Source organism: Frankia nepalensis (assembly GCF_016786325.1).
Classification (GTDB): domain Bacteria; phylum Actinomycetota; class Actinomycetes; order Frankiales; family Frankiaceae; genus Pseudofrankia; species Pseudofrankia nepalensis.
Genome location: NZ_JADWYU010000162.1, coordinates 14,772 through 27,466 on the forward strand (window position 1 = coordinate 14,772; position 12,695 = coordinate 27,466).

General features: G+C 74.9%; 10 protein-coding genes and 2 pseudogenes. 7 read left to right on the forward strand and 5 right to left on the reverse strand.

The window, feature by feature from the left end; all coding sequences use genetic code 11:
- Nucleotides 1-394 precede the first annotated feature (394 nt).
- From I6A81_RS25245 to I6A81_RS25270, 6 genes are all read left to right on the forward strand, one after another.
- On the forward strand, nucleotides 395-766 hold the full coding sequence (locus tag I6A81_RS25245; protein ID WP_238430974.1) for a hypothetical protein: 372 nt from the start codon (nucleotides 395-397) through the stop codon (nucleotides 764-766).
- Between the two features lie 545 nt (nucleotides 767-1,311).
- Nucleotides 1,312-2,277: an isopenicillin N synthase family dioxygenase gene (locus I6A81_RS25250; protein ID WP_203007453.1), complete on the forward strand. Its 966-nt coding sequence runs from the start codon at nucleotides 1,312-1,314 to the stop codon at nucleotides 2,275-2,277.
- 68 nt (nucleotides 2,278-2,345) lie between these two features.
- Nucleotides 2,346-2,567, forward strand: coding sequence for a hypothetical protein (locus I6A81_RS25255; protein ID WP_203007454.1), 222 nt, complete (start codon nucleotides 2,346-2,348; stop codon nucleotides 2,565-2,567).
- Nucleotides 2,560-3,378 carry an enoyl-CoA hydratase gene (locus I6A81_RS25260; protein WP_203007455.1) on the forward strand — a complete coding sequence of 273 codons (819 nt, stop codon included), beginning with the start codon at nucleotides 2,560-2,562 and terminating at the stop codon, nucleotides 3,376-3,378. Before I6A81_RS25255 ends, I6A81_RS25260 begins: the two co-directional genes overlap by 8 nt.
- 465 nt (nucleotides 3,379-3,843) lie before the next feature.
- Complete coding sequence (locus I6A81_RS25265) at nucleotides 3,844-5,787, forward strand: protein kinase domain-containing protein (protein WP_203010324.1); 1,944 nt, start codon at nucleotides 3,844-3,846, stop codon at nucleotides 5,785-5,787.
- A gap of 225 nt (nucleotides 5,788-6,012) precedes the next feature.
- Entirely contained in the window at nucleotides 6,013-6,549 is a 537-nt protein-coding gene (locus tag I6A81_RS25270) for a YbaK/EbsC family protein (RefSeq protein ID WP_203007654.1), read from the forward strand.
- 34 nt (nucleotides 6,550-6,583) lie between these two features.
- On the opposite strand, the gene I6A81_RS25275 is transcribed toward I6A81_RS25270, so the two are convergent.
- On the reverse strand, nucleotides 6,584-7,249 hold the full coding sequence (locus I6A81_RS25275; protein WP_203007653.1) for a hypothetical protein: 666 nt from the start codon (nucleotides 7,247-7,249) through the stop codon (nucleotides 6,584-6,586).
- Nucleotides 7,250-7,423: 174 nt separating this feature from the next.
- Between I6A81_RS25275 and I6A81_RS46325 the strand changes: the two are divergent.
- Nucleotides 7,424-7,642: pseudogene (locus I6A81_RS46325) on the forward strand (DUF1905 domain-containing protein); the annotation flags it as partial.
- Nucleotides 7,643-7,775: 133 nt separating this feature from the next.
- Here the strand turns inward: I6A81_RS46325 and I6A81_RS25285 are convergent.
- The 4 genes and pseudogenes from I6A81_RS25285 to I6A81_RS25295 form a co-directional block, all read right to left on the reverse strand.
- A complete protein-coding gene (locus I6A81_RS25285) occupies nucleotides 7,776-8,771 on the reverse strand; it encodes an aldo/keto reductase (RefSeq protein WP_203007651.1) in 996 nt (331 codons plus the stop codon).
- A 24-nt stretch (nucleotides 8,772-8,795) separates the two neighbouring features.
- Nucleotides 8,796-9,344 carry a MerR family transcriptional regulator gene (locus tag I6A81_RS43890; protein WP_238431039.1) on the reverse strand — a complete coding sequence of 183 codons (549 nt, stop codon included), beginning with the start codon at nucleotides 9,342-9,344 and terminating at the stop codon, nucleotides 8,796-8,798.
- A gap of 61 nt (nucleotides 9,345-9,405) precedes the next feature.
- Complete coding sequence (locus tag I6A81_RS25290) at nucleotides 9,406-9,951, reverse strand: flavoprotein (protein WP_203007650.1); 546 nt, start codon at nucleotides 9,949-9,951, stop codon at nucleotides 9,406-9,408.
- 78 nt (nucleotides 9,952-10,029) lie between these two features.
- Nucleotides 10,030-12,695, reverse strand: a pseudogene (locus I6A81_RS25295) (hypothetical protein); the annotation flags it as partial.

Genomic DNA, 12,695 nt, shown 5'->3' on the forward strand with positions numbered 1-12,695 from the left:
AGCGCTAGTTAGGTTAGGGTTCCCTAATATTGCTCCTGCCGCAAGGCCTGGTGCGAGGTTCGAGGTGGGTGGTGACCTGGGGTGGTCGTCGGGAGACGCCCTGCTCGCCGGGTGGTCGGCCGGGTGTGCGGGCCGAGTGCGCGGACCGGGTGCCTGGGCCGGTGTCCCGCGGGGCTGTCATCCGGATGCTCGGGGCGGGCGGTGGGTACCGGTGCCGGGTGGCCCGTGGCCTCGGCGGGGAGGACGGGTATGGGATCCGTCGATGAGTTGCGTTGATGTATCGGAATTTACGTATTCGCGCGGTTACTGACGGTTGCGCGATGGATCTCACCGTGACATACGCTGGGGAGGTGAAGCATTGTTGAGAGGACCCGAATTTTGGATAGGTGACCTGATGCATGCTGTGAGCGGCACCACTTCTTCTGCTCGGCGGAAGCCCCGGTTAGTCGCCGAGACGACGTCTCAGACAGGCCAGTCGCGGCGTCTCCACCAGCCTTCCCCCGTACCCGCCACCGGCCGCCCGAGCTGGGTCTCGGTCCGGCTGCACGCGGCCCTCGCCGAGGCGGATCACCCGGTTCGTGCCCGTTCGCTGGCCTATGACCTGGGTCTCTCCTCCGCCGAGGTGACCGCCGAACTGCGGCGCCTCCAGGACCTTGGGGTCGCGACCTCCCGCGCCCGGCGCTGGACGATCGCCGACACGATCGCGGACAGGACCGGCGTCACCGCCGACGACGCGCCCACCACCTCGGCGCGCAGGTCCGCCTGAACAGATCCTCCGCCAGCTGAGCGGTGGTTGTTCTCCCGCCGTTTCCACCGGGTTTCGGCGCCGTTCCCCGGCGCCGCGCCCGGTGACGTCCGGCCAGGAAATACGTCCCGCCTGACGGCGGCCCGCCGGTCCCGCGCCGGCGGGCCGGATGTCGTCGCCATTTGGACTGTCGCCGACGTGACATCTTCCCGGCGCTGAATTCCCCAGAACGGCGATTCACCCGGCGCGACCAGCGCGGCCGGCCCCGGGCTCGGGATCCCCGCTTCGCCGGCCCGGCCCGGCGCGGCACGTGCGACGGCCGGGCGATGGTGTCCCGGGATCGTCGCTGGCCATGGTCTCGTAACCCAGCGGGCCGGTCGGTGAAACCTCGATGCGTCGTAATGGCGGAGAGAAGGGACCACCGCGCGGCACCGCCGCCTGCCCGGTGTGCCCGGCGCCGATCGGCCAGCCCTCGCGCCACGGGGGTGATGGACCCGCGGGCCGGGCGGAACGCTCCGGCCGACCACTGCCGGCCCGGCCGACGGGCCGCCCAGGCGAGGGACCAGATGACGACGACACCTGACTTCCCGGTGATCGACATCCGCCGTTGGCGGGAGGGCACCGCGCAGGCGCGCTACCGGCTGTCCCGCGAGCTGGACGTCGCGCTGCGCCAGTCCGGGTTCCTGCTGGTCAGCGGGCACGGCGTCAGCGCCGAGCTGCGGGCGGCGGTCCGCGCGTCGGCCGCGAGATTCTTCGCGCTGCCCGCCGGCGCGAAGTCCGCCTATGCGACGCATGTCGGTGGGCGCGGCTGGATCCCACCCGGTAGCGAGGCCAACTCCTATTACGGCCAGCCCGCCGACGCCGCCCGCGCCGACCTCAAGGAAAGCCTGACCAACGGGCGGACCTTCGCCACCGGCGACCGGGACACCGACCGCGAGTGGTTCGGCGCCAATGTCTGGCCGGCCGAGTGCCCCGAGCTCGAAGCGCTGTGCGAACGCTTCACCGGCGAGGTCCGCGCGCTCTACGACGACCTGCTGCGCGCCTGCGCCATGGCCTTCGGCCTGCCGGAGAGCTGGTTCGTCGACCGGGTCCAGCGCGGCCCGCACACTCTCAACATCAACCGTTACCCGCCGCGCGCCGAGACCGGTGCCCCGCTCGAAGGCCAGTTCCGGGTCGCCCCGCACACCGACTGGGGAGTGCTCACCATCCTGGACCGCCAGCCCGGCTACGGCGGCCTGCAGGTCGAGGCCCGGGACGGCCGCTGGACCGACGCCCCCCACGAGCCGGACACGCTCACCGTCAACGTCGGCGACCTGCTCGCCCGCTGGACCGGCGACCGCTGGCGCTCCACCCGCCACCGGGTGCTCCCGCCGCCCGCCGAGGCGCCCGACGAGGAGCTGATCTCGCTCATCGTCTTCCTCGAGTGCGACGTCGACGCCGTCGTCGAGCCGCTCGCCGCCGGCGCCGCCTATCCGCCGGTCGTCGCCGGCACTTATCTTCTCGAACGCGCCGGCGCCGCCACGGTCGCCTGAACCGTCCGCCCGGCCGCCGGGCGGTGTCGTTGCGCCCGGGCCGGCGGTCGTGCCAGGGTGGCGTTCTGATGAAGAAGAACGCGGTTCCGTCGGCCGGCGTGGTGGGTGGCCTCGACCAGCACCGGGTCGCCCTCGGCGCGCCGCGGCCCCGCGGCGGCCGGGACGCGGCCCGCGACGGCCGGGACGCGGCGCGCGAGCGGCGCCCGGCGCCGGCCTGCCCGCGCGAGGTCGGTGTGAGCGCCATCGTCGCGGCGCCCCGCGCCCGTGTCGTGGAGGTCACCGTTGGCTGAGAACGTGCCGGTCGTCCGCTACGAGGTCGTGGACCGCGTCGCGACCGTGACGCTCAACCGTCCCGAGGCGCGCAACGCGCTGAGCCGGGCGCTCACGTACGCGCTGTGGGACGCGGTCGGCGCCGCCGGCGCCGACCCGGACGTCGACGCGGTGATCATCACGGGTGCCGGCCAGGCGTTCTGCGCGGGCGTCGACCTGAAGGAGCTCTCCGGTGAGGCGCCGCCGAGCACCGGCCCGCGGCCGTCCGGCAAGGGGCCCGAGCGGGGTGACAACGGGCTGTTCCGGTTCGTTCCCGTCATCCCGAAGCCGGTCATCGGGGCGATCAACGGCGTCGCCGTCACCGGTGGCCTCGAGATCGCCCTGCAGTGCACCTTCCTGGTGGCGTCCGAACGGGCCCGGTTCGCCGACACGCACGCCCGCGTCGGCATCATGCCGGGCGGTGGGATCACCGTGCTGCTCGCCCAGTCGATCGGCCTGCGCCGGGCGATCGAGCTCTCGCTGACCGGCAACTTCCTTTCGGCCGACGAGGCGCTGCGGCTCGGCCTGGTCAACCACGTCGTGCCGCACGACGACCTGCTGCCGTTCGCCCGCAAGCTCGCCGCCGACATCGTCAGCAACGACCAGCGCGGCGTGCGCCGGCTGCTCGCGCACTACCGCGCGCTCGCCGACACCGCCACCCTGACCGAGGCCCACCTGCTCGAGGGCGTCCTCGCCGAGACGTGGACGCGCGACGGCCGCGACACCGCCGCGCGCCGCGCCGCCGTCACCGCCCGCGGCCGCGCGCAGACCAGCCCCGACGCCCGGCCGTGATCCTTCCAGCGGACCGCCGGCGACGAGCGAGCGCGGCGGCGGCCACCCGCTGACGACCACCCACTGACGACCACCCGCTGACGGACACGCCGCGCGGCGCCCCTGCCACGCACGGAGAACGGTCCGCGCGCGGTCACATGGCCCGGCGCGCCCACCGCGTCCGAGGATCATGACGCCCGGCCCGAGGCATACGTCCCGTCCTGGCCGGTCTGGTTGACGGAAGCCCGACGGCGCGGAATATCCCGGGTTCGCCGCGCGGGACCTCGGTAGTCTTACGGTGGCGCGGCGGCGGGCTCCCATGACGAGCGGGGAACGCCGCGCCAGCGCCCGGGACCGTCGGCGCCAGGAACCGCCGGCACCAGAAGACCGCGCACGGACAACCCGGCGCCAGGGGCACGGCGCCAGCTCGGCGCGACAGCGCGAGCTTGGTGGAACAGTGCGGGGAGGCGGAGGGCGGGCGGCGCATTGGCGGACTTCACCGTGCCGGACGTCGACCTTCCAGCCGGGTTCAGCGGGTTCACGCAGGTGGGCGCCGGTTCCGCGGGCCAGGTGTACCGGGCGCGCGACGACACGCTGGGCCGCCCGGTCGCCGTCAAGCTGTTCTCCGGCCCGGTCGCGGACGACCCCGCCGTCCTGGAGACGTTCCGCCGCGAGTGCGCGGCCGTCAGCAGGCTGAGCGGGCATCCCGGCGTCGTCACCGTCTACAGCGCCGGGCTGACGCCGGCGGGCCGGCCATGGCTGTGCATGCAGTACGTCGAGGGCGGGCCGCTCTCGCGCGTGCTGCGCTCCGGGCCGCTCCCGGTCGCCGAGGCGCTGCGCGCCGCCGTCCTCATCGCAGACACCCTCGCCTTCGCGCACTCCCAGGACCCGCCGGTGCTGCACTGCGACGTGAAGCCGGGCAACATCCTGCTCACCGGCGACGGGCGGCCCCTGCTCGGCGACTTCGGGGTCGCCGTCTGGGCCGGCGCGGGCCGTTCGTCGGTGACGGTCCGGGGGTTCACGCAGGCCTACGCCGCGCCGGAAGTCCTCTACCACGGCCGCTTCTCCCCGGCGTCGGAGGTGTGGAGCCTCGCCGCGACCCTGTTCGAGATGATCACCGGGCTGCCGCCGTTCGAGCAGCGGCCCGGTGAGGGCACGGGCGCGTTCATCGAGCGGGTCACCGCCGGGCTGCCAGGCGACGCGACGGTCGGCCTCGCCGAGCCGCTGCGCGGGCTGCTGAGCCGGGGGCTCGCGGTCGACCGGGAGGCGCGCTGGCCGTCGGCGGCCGCGTTCGCCGCCGCGATCCGCCAGACCCAGGCGGCCCTCGGCCTGCCCGCCACGCCGGCCGGCACCGACCACCGGCCGCCGGGCGGGGGCGGCGCGGGGCCGCTGCCCTGGGCAGGCGTGCGCCAGGCGCCGGCCGAGCCACGGCCGGCCGATCCCGGCCCGGCCGCGGACGCCCCGGCGTCCGGCGAGGCGGCATCCGGCGAGGCGGCGGCCAGGAAACGGCGCTCGGTGCCGCACTGGTGGATCCCGGCCGCTCTCTTCTCGCTCCTGGTCCTCCTCGCCGTCACGATCCCGCTGCTGCCGCGGGACGGGTCCGCGCCGGACACGACCGCCGGGGGCGCCCCGCCGGCGGCCACCTCCACCGAGAGCTCGACGGGCCTGGCCGGCGGGGCCACCCTCTCGTCGCCGCAGGTGGCTCCGACCCCGGCGGCCACGCTGCCCGGCGAGCCGGAGATCTCCTCCGTGCCCTCCGGTGCCGGCGGCGAGGGACCGCGCACGCTGGTCGCCGGCGACGAGCTGGTCTCGCCTGACGCGCGGTACGCCCTGCGCATCGACGGCGACGGGCGGCTCGTCCTGCGCAACGCCCAGGGGATGGGCATCTGGTACGCCGGGTCCGACGGTGGCAGTCCCGGCTCCCGGCTGGAGGTGACCGAGGCGGGCCGGCTGGTGCTCAGCAGCGCCGCCGGCGCGGTGCTCTGGGACGCCGGCGTGTCGGCCAGCCCGCGGGCGCGGCTGCGCGTCACCGATGCCGGGAGTGCCGTGCTGGAGGACGGCGGACGGCAGGTGTGGAGCTCGGGCGAGGCGCGGTCCATGCTGCACGCCGGTGAGCGCCTGGACCCCGGCCAGTCCCTCGTGTCGGAGAACGGCGGCAACGTCGCCTGGCTGCTGCGCGACGGCAACTTCGTCGTCTACCGGCTGGGCGACGACCACGGCGAGGCGAACACCACGTGGTCGTCCGGGACGCGCGACGCGGGCTATCTGGTCCTGCAACCGGACGGGAACCTCGTCCTGTACGACGAGAGCGGCACACGGGCGCTGTGGAGCACGAGCACCCAGGGCGCCGGCGAGTACCTCTGGATGCGCGACGACGGGAGCCTGGTCGTCTGCGACGTGGCCGACGCCGTGATCTGGTCCAACGCCTAGGGAAGATGACAGTCCGTGCCGTGACGCACCTGTCACCTTGACGGCGACGTCAGCGGTTCTAGCGGTGTTTGGTCGGTCTGCCCTCCCGGTACCGGCCTCATCCTCCGGGTCGATCTGGCATGGTCCCACTCCGTCGCCGAGCCAGGCGAGAACCCGACGGTCGGGGCGCGGCACCGGCCGGGCCTAGTTCAGAACGACGGCGACGGTGCGCGCGAAGATATGGACATGCCCATGGATCTGGTGCTCGCGCCCGCGCTGTCCCGGCCCGACCTGCTGGCCGGGCCGGTCGTCGCCGCGCTGGAGGCGCTCGACCTTCCCGGTCCGGTTGAGGTCGCGCCGATCGACCCGGATCTGGCCGACACCGCGGAGTTCTGCGCGGCCTATGGGATTGGGCTGGCCGAGTCCGCGAACTGCGTCGTCGTCGCCGGGCGGCGCGGGCAGGAGACTCGGTACGCCGCGTGCGTGGTGCTCGCGACGACCCGAGTCGACGTGAACGGGGTGGTGCGCCGTCGGCTCGACGCGCGCAAGGCGTCCTTCGCCGCGCGGGAGGACGCCGTCAGCGCGACCGGCATGGAGTTCGGCGGGATCACGCCGATCGGTCTGCCCGCGGAGTGGCCGGTGTTGGTCGACGCCGCTGTCGTGACCGCGCCCCGCGTCATCATCGGCAGCGGCCTGCGCCGCTCCAAGATCTCCCTGACGGGCAAGGCCCTCGAGGCGCTTCCGAACGCGGAAGTCCTCGAGGGCCTTGGCTTTGCCGGATAGGCCGCCACCAAGCGGCGGAACGGCCTGGAAGGGCTTACACGAACTGCTGGCAGGCCTCCGCGGCCTCCCGGACGATGCGCTGCGTGTCCTCGGAGGACGCGTCGGAGTTCATGGCGAGGAACTCCTCCTCGGTGTAGTTGGCCTCGAGGTACTCAAGGGTGCACTCGCAGTACTGCGTCTTCCCGCCGCTGGACGACTCACAGGCGTCCAGGTAGTTCTTCCGGAAGACGGAGTTGTACTGCTCGCCGGTCGAGGTCTCGGGGGCGGTGGGCTCGGGGCTCTGCGGCGCGGTGGTGCCGGGGCCGGCCGAGCCGAGGCTGGTGACGCCCGGGGTCGGCAGGGCGGTCGGCTTGTCGTCGTCGTCACCGCCGGAGGCGGCCACGGCGATGGCGATGATGGCGATGAGCAGTACCGCCGCGGCGCCGGCGATGATCGCGATGAGCTTCCCGCGGCCCCGGCGAGGCGGGGTCGGCCCGGACGGGTAACCGGGTTGCCCAGGCTGTGGGTATCCGGGCTGGCCATAGCCAGGCTGGGCACCGCCCTGCCAGCCCGCGGGCTGGCCATAGCCGCCCTGCTGGCCGCCGGGCGGCGGGTAGCCGCCTTGCTGACCGTAGCCACCCTGCTGTCCGTAGCCGCCGGGCTGGCCGTACCCGCCCTGCTCTCCGTAGCCGCCCGGGGGCGGTGGGGTCGGGTTCACCATGTTCTGCCACCTATCGCTGTCAGCTCTGGCAACGTCATACCGGCGGTATGCTCCATCCACACCGGATGTCACATATAACACCGGATGATGCTTCGGCGACCTGTCGTGTATCCGTCGCCTCAGCACGGCTGACGCGCCGCTGGGCCGCTCGGCTACGGGGCGGACCGCGGCTGGATGGGCCCCACGCGAGGGAGTGGGCGGACGGCGGGAAATGTCGGAGGCGGGTGGGACAGTCGGCCCGCGGCGACGTTCGAGTCGGAGCTGGCGCGGTATCCGAGGACCGGCGGCTGGGTGTTCGCGCCCGTCCCAGATGACCATGCGCCAGACACGGCGGGAGCCTTCGGGCGGGTGCCGGTGATCGTGACGGTGGATGGGCGTACCTGGCCCACCGGTGTGTGGCGGGACCGGAAGGCCGGCTGGCTGCTGGCCGTGCGGCCCGCATCCGCGCGGGCAAGGACGATGGCGACCGTGACCTGGTCGTCATCGAGGTCGACCACGCCCGGACGTGACTAGCCGACGGCGCGCGTCACCGGTGGACGGTCGACATGTCCGGGTAGCGGTCGCCCTGGACGGTGGCGCCGGCTACGGCGAGGTCGGCCAGCTCGGTGTCGGTGAGGGTGACGGCCGAGGCGGCGACGTTGTCCTCCAGGTACCGGCGGCGCTTGGTGCCCGGGATCGGCACGATGTCCTCGCCCTGGGCCAGCACCCAGGCGAGCGCGACCTGCGCGGGCGTCACGCCGTGCGCGGCGGCGACCCGCTCCACCACGGCGACGACGGCCAGGTTCGCCTCCAGGTTGTCGCCCCGCAGCCGAGGCAGATGCGTCCGGAAGTCGTCCGGCGCGAGGTCGGACGCCGCCCGGAACGTGCCGGTGAGAAAGCCGCGCCCGAGCGGGCTGTACGCGACGAAGCCGATGCCCAGCTCGCGCGTCGTCGGCAGGATCTCCGACTCCGCCGGGTCGCGGGTCCAGATCGAGTACTCCGTCTGCAGCGCGGTGATCGGGTGGACGGCGTGCGCCCGGCGGATGGTCGCGGGCGCGGCCTCGGACAGGCCCAGGTAGCGGACCTTGCCGGCGGCGACCAGCTCGGCCATCGCCCCGACGGTCTCCTCGATCGGCACGTTCGGGTCGACGCGGTGCTGGTAGTAGAGGTCGATGTGGTCGATCCCGAGCCGCGCGAGCGAGGCGTCGCAGGCGGAGCGCACGTACTCGGGCTGGCCGTTGACCGGGCGGGCCATCGGGTCGTCCGGGTCGTGGACGATGCCGAACTTCGTCGCGACGACGACCTCGGCGCGCCGTCCGGCGATCGCCCGTCCCACGAGCCGTTCGTTGGTGAACGGGCCGTACCGGTCCGACGTGTCCAGGAAGGTGACGCCCAGGTCGAGCGCCCGGTGAATCGTGGCCAGCGACTCGTCGTCGTCGCGGGGACCGTAGAACTCGGACATCCCCATGCAGCCGAGGCCCTGGGCCGAGACGACGAGTCCCTGGCTGCCGAGCGGGACCTGGCGCAGCGTCTGTGCTGACATCAGCTGAAGTCCTCTCCGAGCCGACTAGGCCGGCTGCCCCGGCGCTGGTTGCCGGGTCTTCGACTCGTACATCGTGATCTTGGCATCGATGGCCTCGAGGTGGCGGTGCACCTCGGCGAGCCGGTCCGTGACCCGCTGACGATGGCCCGCGAGCAGGTCGAGGCGTCGAGCCTCATTACCGTCGCCTGCCCGTACCAGCGCCGCGTATTCGGCTATCTGCCGGATCGACATGCCCGTCTTGCGAAGGGCGGTGAGCGTCCCGATCCAACGCAGGTCGAGGTCCGAATAGCGCCGATGGCTCGTGGACGCCCGGGCGACCCGGTCGAGCATCAGCCCGGCCCGTTCGTAGTAGCGCAGCGTGTGCGCGCTGACGCCGGTCGCCGTCGCGGCCTGCGCGATGCTCAGCCCGCGGGCGCCCATCGCGCCCACGGATGCCCGCGGGTCGGTCGTGCCGGCGCAGTCGGCGCCATCGGCCTCGTCAGTGCGCCCGATGACGTCGGTGCCCCCGACGACGGGGCCGCCGGGCGCCACGTCCGAGGCAAGCAGCCCATGGGCAGTTCGGCCGTTGACCATGTCCTGACGCTAGAGCTTCGAGCGCGCTCGAAGTCAAACCCGCTTGCCGGCCTCCCGGTCCTCAGCGCGATGGCCGCGCGCCGGCTCGCCTTTGGGCGGCGAGCCGGGAGAGCTCGCTCGAGAGCTGGTCCCAGGGAAAGGGGAGCCCCTCGGCGGTCGGGTCGGGCAGCACGTGGATCCCCCACCCGCGAAGCGTCGCCAGGCTGGCGGCCAGAGCGGGATGGTGGGCGAGCGGGCCGCCGGCCGAGGGCGCCAGCAGGATGGGTTTCCCGGCGCCGATCGCCTCGCACAGCAGGCCGAGCGCGAGGGTGTCGGAGATTCCGGCGGCCAGCTTGTTCACCGTGTTGAACGTGGCCGGAGCGACGACGAACGCGTCCGCCGGAGGCAGCACGTCGGGCTCCCCGGGTCGTTTGTACTCGGAACGCACCGGATGACCGGTCAGCTCGGCCAGGCGCGCGACGTCGACGAACCTCGTCCCCGACGGGGTCGCGATCACGCAGACGTCCCAGCCGGCGGCGAGGGCTTGGCACACGAACGGCTCGAGGCCCAGCGCCGGCTGCCCTCCACAGGCAACGACGTAAAGGACCCCGAGATCGGACGTAGTCATGGTCCCTGGTCCTACCAGGCCACCGGCCAGGGCGGCGGTCCGGCCGGGACCGGCGGTGCAGGCGTCCTCGGCCTGGCGTCACGTCCCCAGCGTGGCCGGCAGATCGCCGGCCAACTCGTAGTAGAGCTGTTCGAGGGCTCGGTTCGGCTGGCCGCTCCAGTGCGGGCTGGACTGCTCGGCGGCTCGGTAGGACCGGTACTCGCCCGCGAGCCCGGCCGCGTCGCCGGTGTAGGCGTGCGCGTGCATCCGGAGGGCGACGAGGCCGGGATGGGCCGGGTCGAGCGCCAGGCCGCGGGCGGTGGCGGCCAGGGCCCCGGCGGGGTCGGCGCAGTCGAGGTGGCACTCCGCGAGCAGCGTCGCCGCGCTGATCGCGGTCGAGGTGATGGCCGGATCCAGCTCGGCGCGTGACCACGGGTGTATGCCGCGGCCGGTGCCGACCAGGCTGAGCCCTTCGGCGAGCACGGGGATCACGGTCTCGGGCTCGTCCCGGTGGGCCAGCGCGTGGGCCAGGCGCCGGTGGAGCAGGTCGAAGTCGGTGACGACCCGGGAATCAAGGTGCAGCAGCGGCCCGTCGCTGGTGATCCAGCCGTCGGGGTGGTCGCCGGCGAGCGCGACGAGCACGCGGCGGGCAAGGACGAGCTGGTCGGTGACGGCGTCCGCGTGGTCGCCGATGCCCCAGACCGCCGCCTCCAGGTCCGCGCGCGGATAGCCGCGGTGCGTGGCGAGCCAGGCGAGCACCTCCAGGGTGCGCTCGCCCGCGCTCGGAGCGTCGAAGTACTCGCCGGCGCGGTTGACCGCGCCCGGAGGGCTGAGCAGGCTGACCCGCGCCACCCAGCCGGGCTCGGCGTATCCCGACGAGGCTGGCGCGTCCCCGTACCAGGGCTCGTCCTCCGAACCGCGAGTGTCGTCGACCCAGCCATCCCAGGAAGCCGGGCCCTGGCCCGCCGCCCGGCCGGCGTCGAAGGCCGAGCCGTCGTGGCGCCGGCGGCGCCGCGAGGCCACGGACGCGGCGCCCACGGCGCCGAGCAGCGCGCCAGCGGTGACCCAGGTCTCGGTCTGCCACCGAGGGACGTCGTAGCCGCCGGCGGGCCGGCCCATGCCGCTGCCCTGGTAGCTGACGGGCATGGCGGTGACGTCCGCTGGCTGGCCGGTGGCCGTCGGGGCGGGGGAGGCGGTGGGCGCCGGCGCCGGCGCCGGGCCCGCGGCGGGCGGCGGGTTGGCCGGTCCTGGCGTCGGCGGGACGACGGCCTGGCTGCCGGCCGGGGCGCCGGGCGTCGCCGGGGCGCCGGGTGTCGTGAGCGGACCGGGTGTCGGCGCCGCGGCCGGTGGCCGGGGGGGCGGGGGGGGGGGCCGGGCCCCCCCCGGGGCCGGGGGGCCCCCCCCCCCCCGGGCGGGGGGCGGGGCGTTGACCGGAGGCGAGACATCGGGGAGTGCCCGGGGCTGGGGGACGACCCGCCCGGCCGCCGGCGCGGGAGCCGGGGGCCCGGCCGTGGCCTGGAGCGCGCCGGCCTGGGCCGGGTCGACGACGGGCAGGCTCAGGCGCATCCCGGGGTTGATCACGTCGCGGCTGGTGAGCCGGTGCCCGGCGGGGTCGGTCGCGTCCTGGTTGGCCGCGAACACGGCGTCGACGACGGCGGGCAACTGCGCGTCGGCCGCCGCCGGGTACGCCTCGACGGTGATCCCCCACAGGCTCTCGCCCGGCAGCACCGTGTAGCTGTCGGCCAACGGCTCCAGGGGAGCGGATCCGCCGGTGGCGCCGGTCGGGGGAAGGCCGGTGGCGGGCCCGGCCGGGCCGCCGGTGAGGGGGGTCAGCGGGATGATCGGCACGGGCCGGCCGCTGGCGTCGGTGAGGGGGGAGGACCCGGGCGTGACCCCGGTGACGGGGCTCGGGGTGATCACGGGCGCGGGCTGGCTCGGCGTGCCGGTGGGGGAGGGGCCGGGGGTGGGGCTCGGGGCCGGGATGGCGCCTGGTGCCGGGGTGACGGCGGGTGTGGGCTGGCCCGTGGCGGCGGTGGCCGGGCTGGGCGCGGGCTGGGCCGGGGTGGCGGCACGCGGCGTCAGGGTGACCAGCGGCACGGGCAGGCCCTGCACGTCGATGGAGGACAGGGAGGACCACGGGTCGGCGGTGGCCGGGGCGGCGGGGGCGGACTGGCCCACGGTGTCGGCGAGGGCGAAGACCGGTCCGGAGCCGGCGGTGGTGCTGGCGGCCGGGCTCAGCGGGGTGACGGGCACGGGCTGGCCCAGCGCCCCGGCCAGGGAGAGGGGCTCTGGTCCGGCGGTCGCGGTCGGCGTCAGCGGGACGACGGGCACTGCTTGCCCCAGGACGTCGGCTTGCCCCAGGACGTTGGCCTGCCCCAGGACGTCGGCGCGGGGGAGGGGCTCGGGTTGGGCGGGGGTCGGAGTCAGGGGGATGACGGGCACCGGTCGGCCCCACGAGTCGGTGAGGCCGCGGGGCTCCGCCTGGGCGGTCGCGGGTTCGGGGGTGGCCGGAGGCTCGGGGGCGGCCGCGGCGGTAGGGGTGAGGGGGACGACGGGCACGGGTAGCCCTGAGGTGCCGGCCGTGACCGTCCCTGGCGCGCCCGCGGCGGTCGCGGTGGCGGCGGTGGCGGGGCTGGCGGGCTCCGGGGTCGCGGCGAGGGCCGCGCGACCGGACGTCAGGGCGAGGACGGCGCCGGCGGCGGTGACCCAGCGCGCCGCGCCGCGCCGGACGAAGGGGGGCGCCGGCGCGGCGTGCCGCCCGCGGC